This is a genomic window from Pseudarthrobacter naphthalenicus (genome assembly GCF_029076445.1).
In the GTDB taxonomy this organism is placed as follows: Bacteria; Actinomycetota; Actinomycetes; order Actinomycetales; family Micrococcaceae; genus Arthrobacter; species Arthrobacter naphthalenicus.
In genome coordinates this window covers 250,915-266,619 of the sequence record NZ_JARESG010000001.1, presented here as the reverse complement: position 1 = coordinate 266,619, position 15,705 = coordinate 250,915, and the positions used below count along the sequence as shown (strand labels likewise).

Genomic DNA, 15,705 nt, shown 5'->3' with positions numbered 1-15,705 from the left:
TCCTAACGTTGCCGCTGCAGCGCGGTCCGGAAAGTCACAACGGCGAGTGCCATTGCGGCAGCGCAGCACACGGTCACAAACGCCATGACTGCGGCCTCCAGCCCGAACGCGGCGGTGGCCCAGCCCAGCCCGATGACCGGGACGGCACTGCCCAGGTAGGTGATGACGTAGACAGTGCTGACCACCTGGGCATGCTGCGAAACCTCCACTTTGGCGGCCACATCGTTGAAAACGGTCCGGAAGGCTACGCCCTGACCGAGCCCGGCACAGACACTGGCCGCCACCAGCAGCCACAGGCTGTGCCAGGCCGCGGCGGTGGCCAGCAGCAGCACGGCCATCCCCAGGACCGCCAGGCCGGCCGGAACCACAAAGCGTCCACGTGCTGCCAGCAGCTGGCTCAGCGCCGAGGCGCCAAGCGTCAAACCGGCCAGGGCACCGATCAGCGGGCGGGAGCCGGTGTCCAGGGCCTGCGCGAAGTAGCCCGGTGCCAGGGAGAGACAAAAACCAAAAACGGAAAAGCTGAGGAATCCGACGGCGGCGGCGAGCCAGAAGGCACCCCGCGCCTCAGTGGACACCGACGGCCGGCGCGGAGCCAGGACCAGGATGGGCCTCGGTCCGGCCGGAGGCTTAATGGCGGGCCGGGCGTTCAGGAGGACCAAGGGCACGAGCATTCCGGCGAGTGCCACGGAATGGACATAGTAGGGTGCCGTCGTGGGTCCGGGCAGCAGGGACAGCACGCCGCCGATGACAGGACCCGCCGCCACGCCGCCGGCCGTGGCCAGCAGGGTGAAGCGGGAGGCCCACTCGGGGCGGGACGGGAGCAGTTCCCGCAGGGCGGCAGCGCTGGCACCGGTGGCCAGCGCAACAGCCACACCCTGCAGCGCCCGGCCGGCCGACAACGCCAGCAGGTTCCCGGCCTGGGGGAACATCCACCCGCCGGCCAGTCCAGCCAGGACAGCAAGGATAAGCGCGGCCCGCCTGCCAATATGATCGGACCAGTGCCCGGCCAGCAGCAGCGTGGCCACCAGCGCCAGGACGTAGCTGGCAAAGGCGGCGGTCACCCCGAGCGGCGAGAGCCCCAGGTTTGCCTGCAGCAGCGGGTAGAGGGGTGTGGCCAGGTTCGCACCGACCAGCAGCAGGGAGATCACGGCCCCTGCCATGACCAGCCGGGCTGTGGTGGAGGCGTTCCATCCCCGGCTCGCGGCTGTGGACGGGCGCATGCGGAGTTCATTGAAGACGGTCATGAGGGGTGGCCTTGGCATCTGCCGGGGTTTGAGGTCCTTGTGGGATGCGCCCCGGGGTGTACGTGGATATCCAAAATTGTGGTCTATTGCTGCCGGATGGAGCCGCGCTACGTGGTTGAATTGAGCAAAACACGCAATTTGTGGAAACAGCCATGACTGAAAGTGACGGTTTGCATACTCTCGACTCAACCGACCTGAAAATACTGCTGGAGCTCATTCGTGATCCCCGCGTCCAGATCGGGGAACTCAGCGAACTGCTGGGCATTGCACGGAACACGGCTCAATCGCGCGTCCGGCGCCTGCTGCGGGCGGGGGTGCTGCACGACGGCGGCCGCGAGATTGATCTCGCGGCGGTGGGGTACGACGTCGTCGCTTTCGTCACGATCGAAGTGACCCACCGGGAACTGGACGGAGTGGTGGGCTCGCTGCGGCTCCTGCCGCAGGTTTTGGAGGTCCACGAGATTTCCGGCCGGGGCGATGTGTGGTGCCGGGTTGTGGCCACCGATACCCACAACCTGCAGTCCGCCCTCCGCCAGATCCTCCGCATCAAGGGTGTCATTCGCACCGAAACGGTCCTGGCACTCCACACCCATATCCCCTACCGCACCGAACCCCTGATCAGCCGGCTGGCGCAGGCCGCGCCGGGCAAGGCTAGGATTCCCAGGATGGATGACCTGACGTGACCATTATTGATAACGCCGTCTATGTTGACGGCCTCCGCAGTGCAGAGCCGCAAAGCCTGGAGCAGACGTTTGAAACCCTCACCCATCACGGCGGGATGGCCTGGATCGGGCTGTACCGGCCCACTGCCGAGGAAATGGCTGCCGTGGCCGACGAGTTCGGGTTGCATGCCTTAGCGGTGGAGGATGCCGTTTCGGCGCATCAGCGGCCCAAGCTGGAGCGGTACGAGGACAACCTGTTTACGGTGCTCCGGCCCGCACGCTACCTGGACTCCACCGAGACCGTCGAGTTCGGCGAACTGCACGTCTTTACCGGCCGGAACTTCGTGGTGACCATTCGCCATGCCGAAATGGCCGGGGTGGGCCGGGTGCGGCGTCGTCTGGAGGGCCGGCCGGACCTGCTCCGGCACGGCCCGGAAGCGGTCCTTTATGCCCTGCTGGACATGGTGGTGGACGATTACGCGCCGGTGGTGGCGGGCCTGGAAAACGATATCGACGAGATCGAAGACCAGCTGTTTAGCGGAGACAGCAGCGTCTCACGCCGGATCTACGAGCTGGCCCGCGAAGTCATCCAGTTCCAGCGCGCCATCCATCCCCTGCCGGAGATGATGCAGCAGCTCAGGCGGGGCTTCGAAAAGTACAGCGTGAACACCGAACTCCAACACAGCCTTCGGGACGTGGAGGACCACGTGGAACGGGTGATCTCGCGTGCGGATTCGTTCCGTGACCTGCTGCAGAACGCGCTCACCTTGGACGGAACCCTGACCGCCAACCGGCAGAACGAGGCGAGCGCCGAACAGAACGAACAGGTCAAGAAGATCTCATCGTGGGCGGCCATTTTCTTCGCGCCGTCGTTCGTGGCCGGGGTGTACGGGATGAACTTCGACCACATGCCCGAACTTCACTGGGCCGCCGGCTATCCCATGGCCATTGTGCTCATGGCAGCCACCGCAACGCTGATGTACGCCATTTTCAAGAGGAAGGGCTGGCTTTAGCCGCGCCGGATATTAGCTCGCGTGCAGGTCAACGGTCCCGTGGCCGGAGTCTGCCGTGCTGAACACCAGCCTCCGGTTGGCGATCTTGTCCGTGAAGAAACGGTCGTGGCTGACCACCACCACGGCGCCCGGAAAGTGCAGCAGGGCGCGCTCCATGACCTGGGTGCTGGACAGGTCAAGGTGGTTGGTGGGCTCGTCAAGGAGCAGCACCGAGGCGCCGGAGAGCAGGCATTGGGCCATCGCCACGCGGGCGCGCTGGCCGCCGGAGAGGTTGCCGATTCTCTGCTTGAGGTCGGCTTCGGAAAACTGGAACATCGCCAGGAACCTGTTGACCGATTTTTTCGTCGCCGTCAGGGCCAGGCTGTCCGGCATCGCGTTCACCGCGTGGGTGACCGTGTCGTCGTCGTCCAGCTCCTCAAGCACCTGGTTGTACGAAACCATGCCCGCGCCCTTGGCCCAGGCCACCGTGCCGGCATCGGCCGGCTCCTCCCCCGTGAGCGCCCGCAGCAGCGTCGTCTTGCCGCTGCCGTTGGCTCCGATGACGGCGATCCGGTGGCCGCGGCCGATCTCAAAACTCAGATCGCTGAAGAGCGTCCTGCCGCCGTAGGCCTTGCCCAGGGATTCCACGCGGCACAGAACGTCCTTGACGTAGAGACCGCCGTAGATCTCCGTGATGATCTGGTCCACGGGCCGCGGCGCCCTGGACTTCTTGATGCGGGCCAGCTGGTTTGCCAGGCCCTTGCCAGCGGCCTTGGCAGCCTCGCGGCGGTCCGAAATACCCTCGGCCTCGAAGGCCAGCAGCTCCGACTCGTGAACAAACTGGCTCTCCAGGCTTTTGAGCCGGAACTGTTTGGCAACCACGTATTCGGCGAAGTTCCCCGGGTACTCGTGGAGGTGGTAGTTCTCCACCTCGATGATCCGCGTGACAACGGAGTCCAGGAATTTCCGGTCATGCGAGACGATGATCGCCGCGCCCTTGAACGTCCTGAACCAGCTTTCGAGCCATTCGACGCCGGCAACGTCCAGATAGTTGGTCGGCTCATCCAGCAGCAGGACGTCCGGGGCCTCCAACAGGATCTTCGCCAGCGCCGCCCGGTTCCGCCAGCCGCCGGAGAGCTCGTCGATGGCACAGGTGCGGTGGTGTTCGCTGAAGCCGAGGGTGGTGAGGACTTTATCGATGCTGCGCCGGTAGTCCCAGCCGTCCAAGTGGTCCATGGCCTCAAACAGCTCGGACTGGCGGTGGATCAGCTCATCCAGCCGGGCGGCATCGGAGGAATCGGTGGCGATGGCGGCGTCGATGCCGGCCAGCTCGGCTTCGATCGCCTTCACGTGCGCGAACAGGCCGTCCAGGACCTCTGAAATGGTGGACTCACCGTTCAGCTCTGAGAACTGGGAGAAGTACGCCAGCCTGGTGCCCAACTCGACGGCGACTGCGCCGGAGTCCGGTTCAACCTGGCCCTGGACCAGTTTGAGGATGGTGGACTTGCCGGATCCGTTCTTGCCGATCAGACCCACCCGGTCTCCGGCCTCGAGCTTGAAGAAGGCTTCGCGGAGAACTTGGCTTTTGTCGAAACTGACGTTGACGTCGTTCAGCCGGATCAAACTCATGGGTGATGTCCTCTTCAGATGCTGACTGATGGGCACGGAACGCCCGGCCGGTTTCACGATCGCGGCCAAATCAGTGGGTGTGTGGGGCGGTGCGGCAGGCTCACGTTGATCAAGGCACCCTGTCTGATCCTAGCGGTCTCCCGGGCGGCCAAATCCCCTGCCTCAGGAGGCCGCGTTGATGAACCCGATGATGATTGCGGTCCACCAGCACAGCTGGGAGATCATCAGGCAGGACACCAGATGCACCCGTTGACCGGCACTCAGGTCCGTGAACGCTGCCTTGACCGGCAACCGTGCCAGCCTCCGCATGAGGGGGATCAGCAGTATTCCGTTCAGGCTGAGCACCAGGATCGCCGTGAGTTTGACCTCGGTCAGGGGGTTGCTCAGGTGCGGGCCCAGGAACACGCCGGTGGCCAGCAAACCAACCAGACCACCCCAGATGAGGGGTGTTGCGGCCCCGTCGAGCCGGATGATCTCCGCGAGGTCCCGGCGGCCAATGAGCCAGAGGAAACCGTGCCAGTCGACCAGAATGATGGCGCCAAAAGCCACCACGAGGAACAGGTCGTGTACAACGAGGTCGATGCTTTCGGCCGGCCCGTCCACATGGACCATGGTGGAGGACGCGACCGACAGCAGCCAGGCCACCACAGCGGCAACGGAAAGGGCGAATACCAGGCGTCGGGTGGACCGTTCGGATTCGCGGTGCCGCCGGATGGTGCGTCGGCTGACCGGGATGTAACTCATGAGATACCTCCGCAAGACCCGCCGCAGGCAGCCGTCCCAGCACGGCCCCGGGGATAGCTCCAAGATAGCCCCGCCAATGGCCGCCAGCAACAATATTGTGAACTGGCGTCCCTCCGGAGGGGCGGAGTCAGCGGGGCGGGCAACCCCGACGGCGGCCTGCCGTACGCTAATGACCTCGGAGCCTGCTTTGGATAAAATCAGGGTTCAACGCTCAGTCGGCACAAACCCCGGCGTCTGCCTGGCCGACGGAGCCCAGGCGCGCAGAGAGGCCGGCCATGGACTTCCTCCAGTCCACTGAAGATCAGCTCGACCCATTTCCGCACTACCAACGAATGCGGAAAACCGCCCCCGTCTTCCATGACGAACAAACGGGAAGCTGGCACGTCTTCCGGTATGACGATGTGCAGCGGGTACTGTCCGAATTTGCGACCTTCTCGTCACGCATGGGCGGTGACAACGGATCGGGCAGCGGACAGCTGTTCGCCTCCAGCCTGATCGTCACCGATCCCCCAAGGCACCGGCAGCTACGCTCGCTGGTGACCCAGGCCTTCACGCCCAAAGCAGTGGATGCGCTGACACCCCGTATCCAGGGGCTCACGGACGAACTACTTCAGGGAATTCAAGCCCGCGGCAGCGCGGACCTGATAAAGGAATTGGCGTACCCGTTGCCGGTCATTGTGATCTCCGAGCTCATGGGCATCCCGGCCCAGGACCGTGAGCGCTTCAAATACTGGTCCGATGTGATCGTCAGCCAGACCCGGACCGGGTCGGCCACGGAGGAGCACTACGCCGCCAACACCGAGATCACGGAGTACTTCCTGGCCCTGATCGATCAGCGCCGCAGCCGGCCCGGCAAGGACCTCATCAGCGTCCTGCTGTCCGCCGAGATTGATGGCCAGAAACTGACGGTGCCCGAACTGCTCGGCTTCTGCGCTCTGCTGCTCGTAGCCGGCAATGAGACCACCACCAACCTGATCGGCAACGCCGTCCTGTGCCTCACGGAGAAGCCCGGCACCATCGAACGCCTCCTGACGGAACAAGCGCTGCTTCCCCCGACCATCGAAGAAGTGCTGCGCTTTCGGTCGCCGGTCCAGTCCATGTACCGCATGACGGTGGCGGAGGCTACCCTGGGCGAGGACGTGATACCCGCCGGCGCACCGGTCGTGGCGTGGATCGGCTCCGCCAACCGCGACGAGCGGCACTTCGAGCGTCCGGCCGAGTTCGACGTCGACCGCGGGCAGAACAGGCATTTGGCCTTCGGCCACGGGATTCACTTTTGCCTCGGCGCACCGCTGGCCCGGCTCGAAGCACGGATCGCACTGGCGGCCCTGCTGTCTCGGCTGCCCGGGCTCACCCTTGCTCCGGAGGCCCGGCTGGAACGCATGGAAAGCACCATCGTTTACGGGCTGAAGGAGCTCCCGGTGAATTGGCAGCCGGCCTGATCACAACGGAAGCAGGAGTCCGGAGCAGTGGCCTTACTGGCCTGAATTGTGGAGCTAAGGAGATTCGAACTCCTGACCTCTTCGATGCGAACGAAGCGCTCTACCCACTGAGCTATAGCCCCGGAACAGTCCGTCTCCCGGGAGGAGCAACGATACCGGTGAACTTAGGCTACAAATATTCCTTTCGCATTGCCAATTGAGATCAGGCGCGGCGGCGCTGCAGGACGTCGTCGAGGTTGCTGAGGGCGCTCTGGGCCTTGGTGAGCGGCTTGGCTGACGGCACGGGCGGAACAGCGGGGGTTCCCTGCTTCAGGGACGGCTTTCCCACGGCCTTGGGCGCTTCCGGAAGGTCAAGCGGTTCGGGAGCAGGACGCTCAGCCTTTGCGGCCTCCACATAGACAGGCTTGGGCACATCGACGGGTTCCCAGGTGGTTTCGACCGGCTCAGGCTTAACGGCTCCGCCGGCGCTGGCGTCTCCCGCGGCGACAGCCACGGCGAGGGCGGCTTCCCTGAGCTCCATCGCTGTCAGCGGTTTCGGCGCAGGCGCGTGGGCCTCGGCATCGAACAGCGGGCTTTCCGGCTGGACAGCCGGGCGTGGCTCGTCCGGCGCGTCGGAGACCGCCTCCCGGGCCCGGACCGGGGCGCTCATGGCCGAGCGGAAGGCGGCCTGCACTTTGGCTTTGCGGTCCCGCACGGCGAGGAAACGCAGCAGCGCCACAGCGACGACGGTGGTTGCCATCCCCGCGACCGGCAGCAGGGCGGTTCCCAGCCCGAAGAGGAGCAGCACGGTGGAAATGAAAGCTGTCAGCAGCCCAACCACACCGGCGAGGGCAAGTGCGGTGCGGCCGTATCGGATCCGGAACGCGCCCGTCGTTGCACTGCCGGATGGCGCGGCTACGGTTTCGGGGCTCTTCCTGATATCCATGGCTTTCTCCTGCGGGGCGGCGATATTCATGACCATCCCGGCTCGTGGGTCGGATGATTCAATAGCTGGAACATCTGCGAAAAACTCGGCAGCGGCGTGGGCCTGGTGCCGCCGGTTCCGCAGGACGTAAGGCGCAACCCATACGATCCAGAGCACAACGGCAACCACAAGGATCACGGAGCTGCTTAGGGGGATGTCCACAATCAAAACCGTATGAGCATTCCGCCAGCGCCTCCCGCATTAGGCTCGGTGTGTCGCGGGCAACGTGGCAAATCAATGGATTTATGACCCGGGAAGAGCCTTGGCAGGTCAGGCCCGGGATGCCAGCCACCGGTTGAGCAGCCCTTCAGGTACTTCTTCCGCCGTCAACGCGAACGACCGGTGGTCAGCCCATGCCCCGTTAATGTGCAGGAACCTGGGCCGGTAACCCTCGTCGCGGAAGCCAAGCTTTTCCACCACCCGCAGGCTGGGGCCGTTCTCCGGGCGGATGTTGATCTCCATCCGGTGCAGTCCGAGGACCTGGAAACAATGGTCGGTGGCCAACGCGACTGCGGTGGGCGCGATGCCATGCCCCGCCCGTGCCTGGTCAACCCAGTACCCCAGGGTGGCCATCATGGCCGAACCCCACACAATGGAGGACACCGTCAGCTGGCCAACGATTGCCGGCGCTGCGGACCGTGGCGTGCGTTCGGTGATCAGGAACGGCAAGGCGGTGCCCTGGGCCGCCTGGATCTTCAGCGACCTGACCATCTGCCGGTAGTCCGGGAGAAGGCCGCCGGGAGCGGGATTGGAAGCCTCCCAGGGCTCCAGCCACTTCCGGTTGCGTGACCTCACCTCGGTCCATTCCCGCTTGTCCCGGTACCTGATGGGGCGCAGGACCAGGTCACCACACTCCAGCGTGGTCGGCCAGATCGGACCGGGACGCACGGCAGTTACTTAGCGAGCCCGGCAGCGAAGCCCGGCAGCCATTCCCGAAGGCCGGGGCCGAGGTCTTCGCTGTCAATGGCAAGCTGAACGCAGGCCTTAAGGTAGCTGAGCTTGTCCCCGGTGTCGTAACGGCGGCCGCGGAACACCACGCCGTAAACGCCGTAGCCTTCGCCTTCGCCGGCGGCCAGTTCCTGCAGCGCGTCCGTCAGCTGGATTTCGCCGCCGCGGCCCGGGCCCGTGCGTTCCAGCACGTCAAAAACTTCGGGGTGGAGGACGTAGCGGCCAATGACGGCCAGGTTCGATGGAGCCTCGTCTACGTCCGGCTTTTCGACGAGCTTGTTGATCCGGACGTAGCCTTCACCGTCAATGGCCTGGACGTCGGCGCAGCCGTAGGCACTGATCTGGGAGGGCTCCACCTCAATGAGGGCCACCACGGATCCGCCGGTTTTGGCCTGCACTTCGATCATGGTGCTGAGCAGATCATCCCGGGCATCGATCAGGTCATCGCCCAGGAGGACGGCGAACGGTTCGTTGCCGACGTGCTGCCTTGCACGAAGCACCGCATGGCCCAGCCCGTTGGGGTCACCCTGCCGGACGTAGTGGATATCGCCGAGGTTGCTGGCGGCCTGAATGGACTCAAGCTTGGCCATATCGCCTTTGGCTTCCAGCGTGTCCTCCAACGAGGGAACCCTGTCGAAGTGATCCTCCAGGGCGCGTTTGTTGCGTCCGGTGATCATCAGGATGTCGTTCAGTCCAACGTTGACAGCCTCTTCAACCACGTACTGGATGGCCGGCTTGTCCACCACCGGAAGCATTTCCTTGGGCATCGCTTTGGTGGCCGGCAGGAACCGGGTGCCGAGACCCGCTGCGGGGATTACGGCCTTGCGTACAGTCTGCTGAGAGGTAGTCACTGGACTAATCTAACGGAGGGGCAGACCATTCAATAATTCCTGCCCGCCCGTGCCCTGCATCCGGCAGAAGGCACATCTGCAACGCGGAAGAGGTGACCCTATGTCCGAGCACGACAGGGCCGTCAAGGAAAGCATCCGGGCACGCCACCGGGCGCAGCGCACGGCCACGCCCTCGGGCCAGCGCGACGCCGCCGGCGCCGCCATCGCCGTCCACGGCGCAACATGGGCCGAGCAGCTGGCAGGTGCTGCGCCGTCGACCTTTTGCGCCTATTTGGGCGTGGTGCCTGAGCCGCCCACCCTGCCGCTTATCAGCGAACTCCACCGCCGCGGACACACGGTCCTGCTCCCGGTTTGCGAACCGGGGCGCCAGCTGAGTTGGACGCAGTGGACGCCGGAAACAGAGTTCGTCCGCAGCCGCTTTGCCCCTGTCCTGGAACCCGCCGGCCCCCGGCATGACCTGGCCATCATGGCTTCCGTGTCCGGCCTCCTGATGCCTGCCACGGCACTGGATCTGAGCGGGAACAGGATCGGCCAGGGCGGCGGCTACTACGACGTCCTGCTCGGCTCACTGGCCAGCGAAGGGTTGGAGATCCCGCTGGCGGCCATCGTCTTCGATACTGAAGTCCTCCCGGCCGGAACCATCCCCGCCGAAGCGTTCGACCGCAAAGTACCCGTTGCCTTGACCCCGTCCGGACTGGTTCGGTTGGCGGCCCCCTCCTGAATAGCTCCGGCGGCGTGCTAAGGAGCTCCCCGCCGGGGGTGATAGAATTAGCACTCAGGCCCTGAGACTGCTAATGGACGGCCCGCCCGTTCAAGGCAGCGCAGGACCTCTCGTTTGCCCAAGAGGAGGATCACCAGTGCCCACTTATGCCTACGCCTGCAAGGATTGCGGCCACGCCTTCGACGTTTTCCAGTCGTTTACCGACAGCACCCTGACGTCATGCCCGGAGTGCCAGGGTGCCTTGCGCAAGAAGTTCAACAGCGTCGGTGTGGTGTTCAAGGGCTCCGGCTTCTACCGGACGGACTCCCGCGACGCCAAGGGAAGCACCGTTTCTGCAGCTCCTGCGGCAGCGCCTGCCCCGGCAGCTGCACCGGCCCCGGCCGCCGCAACCGCAGCCGCAGCCAGCTGAACGTAGTCATCACCGCACTTCGTTAGTCACCTTGGCACGGCGTTCGACGCCGGCAGCCAAGTTATCCACATAGGCATCTTCGCTCCTGTGCCCCGCCGGCGCGGGACCATAGCGTGGGTGCCATGCCAGCCACTCTCTTTAGTCCGGGACGCGGAGCCGCATCCGCCGTCCGCCCGGTACGCCGCCCGCCGGCGGCCGGAGTCACCCGCCGCCCCGGCCGCCGCAGATTCCTGTCGTGGCTGAGCCGGAACCGGCGTCTCGCCATCGCCCTCCTGCTGTGCGTTGCCGCCGGGATCACCGTCCATCAGCTCACGCCCCCGCCCGCAGACACGGCCACGACGCTGGCGGCCGCGCGGGACCTGCCCGCTGGCACCGCCCTGGCAGCAGCCGATCTGGCGTCCGTGCGCATTCCCCCGCAGCTGGTGAGTGACGGGTCAATCACCGTGCCAGGCGAAGCGACAGGCAAACAGCTGGCGGCGCCCCTGCGCAAAGGGCAGCTGCTGACGGATTCCCAGCTGCTGGGCCCGGGACTCCTTACCGGAACAGCGGCAGGTGCCGCCGCCGTGCCGCTGAGGATGGCAGACCCTTCCTCAATCCAGCTGGTGTCTCCCGGGCAGCTGGTCAACGTGGTGCTGACCGGAGCCAACGGCTACGACCAGAACTCCCCGTCCGAAGTACTCGCTTCCTCTGTGCCGGTCCTCTGGACATCGGGGCAGGGCGGAAAGACAGGTCAATGGCTCGGGACCGCTGAAACGGACGGGCTGATCGTGGTGGCGGCCGCCCCGGAACAGGCCGCCCGCCTGGCCGGCGCGTCCACCCAGGGCAAGCTGTTCTTTGTCCTCGTCGGACCTCCCGCCGCCCAAGGGTGACGCGGTGAGCGGCGCAGCGCGGCCTGCAGGCAACCTGGCGCGGTTAGCCCCAGTGCGGCGGTTTATTCTCCTTGAGCCACGAGTCATGATCGTCTTCGGCGCCGTCTCCCCAATTCCGGGGATCGTCCTCAGCCGCCTTGTTCGGCAGGATTCCCCCGGTACCGGCCTTCGGGTCAACGGGCGCGGCTTGGCCGTCGCCGTTGGTGTCCGGCTGGCCGCCGTCTTCGGTGTTGTCCTGGCCGTGGTCCTGCGGGGTCACAACAGCCTCCCTCTCCAGGCGTGGGGCCTGGTCATCGTTTCTATCATCTCCGGCCGTTCCCGCCGGGCGCGAGTCCAGGTCCTCGTCAAAGAAACCACCCGAGGCGGTGCCCCGTCCCGGAGGCAGGACATTTTCGAGTCCCAGGTAGCCGGCAATCCGGTCAGCGCAGGTGGACGGGTCGGTGAAGACCTCGATGGTCCACAGCGGCATGTACCGCCAGCCCATCCGCTCGAGCAGCTGCGGACGGAGACGGCTCCGCTCGCGCACGCTCATGGTGCGGTACTGTTCCGTGCCGTCGGATTCGATCGCCACCGGCCACGGGATATCCGCGTCGTCCTGACCCATGGTGCTCAGCGGGTCAGCCGCCGCCACCACATCGATGACGCCGTCGTACTGATGCCAGACGCGTGCGCCGCGGGCCCGCAGCCGGTCACCGAGGTCGGCCACCAGCGGGTCAGCGCCGAGGGCCTGTTCGCTGGCGGCAGCCCGGGACGCCGGGGTGCCCAGGTCTGTCTTCCCGGCAATTTCGCGGTTCAGCAGCTCGTAGAGTTCCACGGCGCCGTGCGAAAGCCGCGTGTGGTCCAGGTCTTCGGGCTGGAAGCAGGTCAGGACGTGGATCGACCGGCGGGCGCGTGTCATGGCGAGGGCAAATTTTTCCCGGCCGCCCTCAGCGGAAAGCGGACCGAAATTATGCAGCGCCCGCCCATGGGGCGTCCGGCCGAAGCCGGGCGAGAAGATGATGTGGTCGCGGACCAGGCCCTGGGCCCGCTCCAGGTCAACCACGCGGAACGACTCCGCCCCGCCGCCAAAGAACCCGGCAAGTGTGGGGTGGTTGGGAAGCTGCAACCGGATGGACTCGCCAATCCGCGCCGCGTGCCGGAGGCTTGCGGTCACCACGGCCAGGGACGTGCGGGAACGCAGCCGTGCGTGCTCAAAAACCAGTTGCACCACACGGTTGACCTCGGCCACCACGGACTCCACGCCCTCGTGATCGGCACTCGGCAGTCCCGTCCCGTCGGGCAGGTACTCAACCGTCAGCGCCCGGTCCAGGCCGGTGGCAGCCTGGCCCTCGGGCAGCCGGCGGAGACCGTCGTCGTAGAAATTCTTGCTCAGCTGAAGGACCAGGTCCTCATCGACGGCACGGTAGACAAAATTCAGGCGCCACACCGGCAGCACGGCCGAGAGGGCGGTGTAGGCACTTTCCACCCGCTGGTGGGCGGCTTCGCCGGCGGCCAGGCGCTCCACGCCCACGGTAAAGGTCCGGGGGCTGGCAATCTTGGCATCGCCGAAGGCAATCACCTGCTTGGCGCGGGCAATGGACGGCAGGACCGCCTGCAGCGATGTGGCTTCCGCGTCCAGGATGACCACGGCATCAAAGCGCTGTTCTGCCGGCAGGAGACCGGTCATCAGGTACGGGCTGACCGACCAGACCGGAACCAGCATCGGCACGAGGTCCGGCGCCTGGGCGGTCAGGGCGGCCAGTGTCACGCGGCCGTCCTTGAGCAGGCTGCGGAGCAGCTGGGCCTGGCGCGGGTGCTCCGCCAACGCGGCGCTCCACCGCTCGGAAAGGTCCCAGCGCAGGCGCGCGGCACCGCTGGCAATGTGGGCGTTGTCCGCGAGCCGGTATTCGGCCTCCAGCTGGCGGAGGGCGTCGCCGTCGGACATGGCCAGGTAATCATCGCCGCTGATCATGGCTTCCAGGGCCGACTGCCACCAGGCAAGTTCAAGCTCGGCGGCCACGGACTCCGCCGGAACTTCCCGGTCCGCCAGGTCGGAGAGGAGTTCACCCAGGCCATGCTCACGCATGTTTTCCACCAGCAGGGTGCGCTCGGGCAGGGTCTTCAGCGTGTCGGTGTCCGCCACCAGCCGCTCAAGCCGCTCCATGAGTTCCTCATAGCGGGCAGTGGCCAGCGAGCCGCCGGCCGGGGTGTGCCGGAGGGCCTCCCCCAGTTCGGTCAGCTCGCGGTCCAGTGACCGGTACAGAACGTTCATTTCGGCGAGGCCTGAGGGAACGGCCGGGTGGCGCTGGGTCGTGGCGTAGCCGGACCACAGCGCCCGCTGTTCCTGGACCAACACCAGTGAACTGTGGAGGTCAGCGATGTGGACACCGGGCCGCACGTACTCCTTGGCGACCCGGCGCAGGCGGGACCGCTGCATGGACGCCATATCAATGTTCCGCTCGCGGCGCCAGGCCGAGGTGGCGGTGGCCGAGATCAGGTCATGGACGGGCCGGTCGAAGATGTCGGGCGTGAACTTGTCCAGGCTTTCGCGGACCGCCACCAGCAGTTCGAGCTGCTCGCCCCATTCAGCAAAAGAACTGCCCAGCCGGATCTCGGCGTGCTCGGCCACGCTGTGCATCCGGTCGCGGAGGACCGGAAGGTTCTTCGCGACGGAGCGGGCCAGGTCCTGGGCTTCCTCGGTCTCTTTGCGGGTGAGGAGTCTGGCACCGTGCCATGGACTGGTGGTGGACGCCCGGCTGAAGCTGCCAAGCTCGGCTGCCCGCCGGAGCCGGCCGGCGAGTTCGTTGCGGTCGCGGATGCTGTCCAGCACGCTGCGCTTGAGCCGCACCGTGGTTGCCGGGGCCGGGTGGATGGAGGTCAGTTCGGCGAGCGACTGCATGGCCTGGTACGGCGAGCAGCCCCAGCGCTGGCGGACGTTGTGCAGGGAGGCCACATGGTCCATCAGGGCGTGACGGTGTTCGGTGAGGGTCTTGTGCAGGTTTCCCAGCTGCGGCTCGAGAGATTTCTCGTTGCGCACAATGGCGCGCACCAGCTGGGCTTTGAGCTGCTGGGGTGTGGCGGTGCCGGAAAGCTGGAAGAGGATGGACTCCAGGCCCAGGGCTTCCAGCTGTCCGGATACTTCGTTCAGGCTGGCACGGCGGTCCCCGACCACCAGGACTGACCGTCCCGCGTCCACGAGTGCGCCGATGGTGTTGATCGCGGTTTGGGTCTGGCCCGTGCCCGGCGGGGTGCTGACCACCAGCGAGTCACCGGCCCGCGCAGCGTCGATGACGTACTGCTGGTCCGGGTCGGCGTCAAGGAGCAGGAGTTCGTCGCCGGGGTGGCGGTCGTCCACGCTCGGAAAGCGCGAAGGGTCCGGTTCCTCGACATCCACCACTTCGCCGCCGCCGGCCTTGGCCAGGGCAGTGATCAGCGGGTTGCCGTCGTTGATCCAGGGGTCATCGAGGTTGCCGGACAGATCAGCAAAGGTGGAGACGAGCAGGTTGTGCTGGGCTTCGGCACCGTGGATGGGCCTGATCAGCGTGGCCAGCCGGTCCAGGACCGGCTGCGGATCGAAGCGGGCGGTGCTGTAGGCGAGGCGGGTGACGGCATTGACGTCGAACACAATCCCGTGAATGTTCTTCAGGTGCCGGACCAAGGCCGGGTTGATGTGGGCCTGCTCGGTGAGCTGAAGCTCGTAATCGTCCTCGCCGGGACGGACCGTGAGCGAAATCGCTGTGAGCATGACCGGGGCGGAAATCCGCTGCGGCTTGCCTCCGACGGCGGATGTCCACACCACAGTGCCGGCGGAGAAATACCCGGCGTCGATCCCGCGGTCGTTTGCGAGTTCAAAGATTTTTGAGCGGATATTCCGCGAGGCCCGGGCCGCAACCACGTACTGCTGCTGGTCCCGGATCAGGGTGGACAGCCGGGTGCGGCGGCCCGCCATCAGCTGCGCCAGCCCCGAGGGGTGGGCGTGGGTCAGGTCAATGGAGCCTTCCGGGGTCTTGGTGAAACGCAGCATGGTGTCTGCCCCGGTGACGGGTTTAAGCCCGGACAGCCATTTTCCGAGCTCCTCAGAACCCTCCGGGTGGCCTTGACCAACTGACACTACTGCCTTCTTTTCTGCGTTTACACGTGACGCCCTGGACCATACCGGCATAGATTCGAGCGTAGCCGCAAAAGGAGCCGGGATGAGAGACCGCAACACGGGGTCAGGCCAAATTAGGGGATTTGAACGGATAAGAGCAA

The 15,705-nt window shown here is 65.8% G+C and carries 13 protein-coding genes and 1 tRNA gene; 6 read left to right on the top strand and 8 right to left on the bottom strand.

Translation table 11 applies throughout. The features are described from left to right. Positions 1-2: 2 nt before the first annotated feature. Positions 3-1,244 carry an MFS transporter gene (locus PY310_RS01270; RefSeq protein ID WP_275212329.1) on the bottom strand — a complete coding sequence of 414 codons (1,242 nt, stop codon included), beginning with the start codon at positions 1,242-1,244 and terminating at the stop codon, positions 3-5. A gap of 152 nt (positions 1,245-1,396) precedes the next feature. Here PY310_RS01270 and PY310_RS01265 point away from each other — a divergent pair, with 152 nt between their 5' ends. Beyond that, complete coding sequence (locus tag PY310_RS01265) at positions 1,397-1,927, top strand: Lrp/AsnC family transcriptional regulator (RefSeq protein ID WP_275212328.1); 531 nt, start codon at positions 1,397-1,399, stop codon at positions 1,925-1,927. Continuing rightward, positions 1,924-2,919, top strand: coding sequence for a magnesium/cobalt transporter CorA (corA, locus tag PY310_RS01260; protein WP_275212327.1), 996 nt, complete (start codon positions 1,924-1,926; stop codon positions 2,917-2,919). Before PY310_RS01265 ends, corA begins: the two co-directional genes overlap by 4 nt. Before the next feature lie 12 nt (positions 2,920-2,931). On the opposite strand, the gene PY310_RS01255 is transcribed toward corA, so the two are convergent. Both PY310_RS01255 and PY310_RS01250 read right to left on the bottom strand, forming a co-directional pair. After that, positions 2,932-4,527, bottom strand: a complete 1,596-nt coding sequence (locus tag PY310_RS01255) for an ABC-F family ATP-binding cassette domain-containing protein (RefSeq protein ID WP_275212326.1) — start codon at positions 4,525-4,527, stop codon at positions 2,932-2,934. 162 nt (positions 4,528-4,689) lie between these two features. Beyond that, the gene (locus PY310_RS01250) at positions 4,690-5,271 is read right to left on the bottom strand and encodes a hypothetical protein (RefSeq protein WP_275212325.1); all 582 of its coding nucleotides are present in this window, start codon (positions 5,269-5,271) and stop codon (positions 4,690-4,692) included. 332 nt (positions 5,272-5,603) lie between these two features. On the opposite strand from PY310_RS01250, the gene PY310_RS01245 reads away from it, so the two are divergent. Beyond that, positions 5,604-6,713: a cytochrome P450 gene (locus PY310_RS01245; protein ID WP_275212324.1), complete on the top strand. Its 1,110-nt coding sequence runs from the start codon at positions 5,604-5,606 to the stop codon at positions 6,711-6,713. A gap of 49 nt (positions 6,714-6,762) precedes the next feature. On the opposite strand, the gene PY310_RS01240 is transcribed toward PY310_RS01245, so the two are convergent. From PY310_RS01240 to galU, 4 genes are all read right to left on the bottom strand, one after another. Beyond that, positions 6,763-6,835: transfer RNA gene (locus PY310_RS01240), tRNA-Ala, on the bottom strand. An 80-nt stretch (positions 6,836-6,915) separates the two neighbouring features. Continuing rightward, complete coding sequence (locus PY310_RS01235) at positions 6,916-7,839, bottom strand: hypothetical protein (RefSeq protein WP_275212323.1); 924 nt, start codon at positions 7,837-7,839, stop codon at positions 6,916-6,918. Positions 7,840-7,947: 108 nt separating this feature from the next. Then, positions 7,948-8,565: a GNAT family N-acetyltransferase gene (locus PY310_RS01230; protein ID WP_275212322.1), complete on the bottom strand. Its 618-nt coding sequence runs from the start codon at positions 8,563-8,565 to the stop codon at positions 7,948-7,950. A 5-nt stretch (positions 8,566-8,570) separates the two neighbouring features. After that, a complete protein-coding gene (gene galU / locus PY310_RS01225) occupies positions 8,571-9,476 on the bottom strand; it encodes a UTP--glucose-1-phosphate uridylyltransferase GalU (RefSeq protein ID WP_275212321.1) in 906 nt (301 codons plus the stop codon). Positions 9,477-9,576: 100 nt separating this feature from the next. On the opposite strand from galU, the gene PY310_RS01220 reads away from it, so the two are divergent. The 3 genes from PY310_RS01220 (at position 9,577) to PY310_RS01210 (ending at position 11,475) form a co-directional block, all read left to right on the top strand. Further along, the gene (locus tag PY310_RS01220) at positions 9,577-10,197 is read left to right on the top strand and encodes a 5-formyltetrahydrofolate cyclo-ligase (protein WP_275212320.1); all 621 of its coding nucleotides are present in this window, start codon (positions 9,577-9,579) and stop codon (positions 10,195-10,197) included. A 136-nt stretch (positions 10,198-10,333) separates the two neighbouring features. Continuing rightward, positions 10,334-10,606, top strand: coding sequence for an FmdB family zinc ribbon protein (locus PY310_RS01215; protein WP_275212319.1), 273 nt, complete (start codon positions 10,334-10,336; stop codon positions 10,604-10,606). Between the two features lie 122 nt (positions 10,607-10,728). Beyond that, positions 10,729-11,475 carry an RcpC/CpaB family pilus assembly protein gene (locus PY310_RS01210; protein ID WP_275212318.1) on the top strand — a complete coding sequence of 249 codons (747 nt, stop codon included), beginning with the start codon at positions 10,729-10,731 and terminating at the stop codon, positions 11,473-11,475. Positions 11,476-11,518: 43 nt separating this feature from the next. Here PY310_RS01210 and PY310_RS01205 read toward each other — a convergent pair whose 3' ends face one another. Then, positions 11,519-15,616 (bottom strand): AAA family ATPase, encoded by a 4,098-nt coding sequence (locus PY310_RS01205; protein WP_275212317.1) that lies wholly within the window; start codon positions 15,614-15,616, stop codon positions 11,519-11,521. Positions 15,617-15,705: the final 89 nt, after the last annotated feature.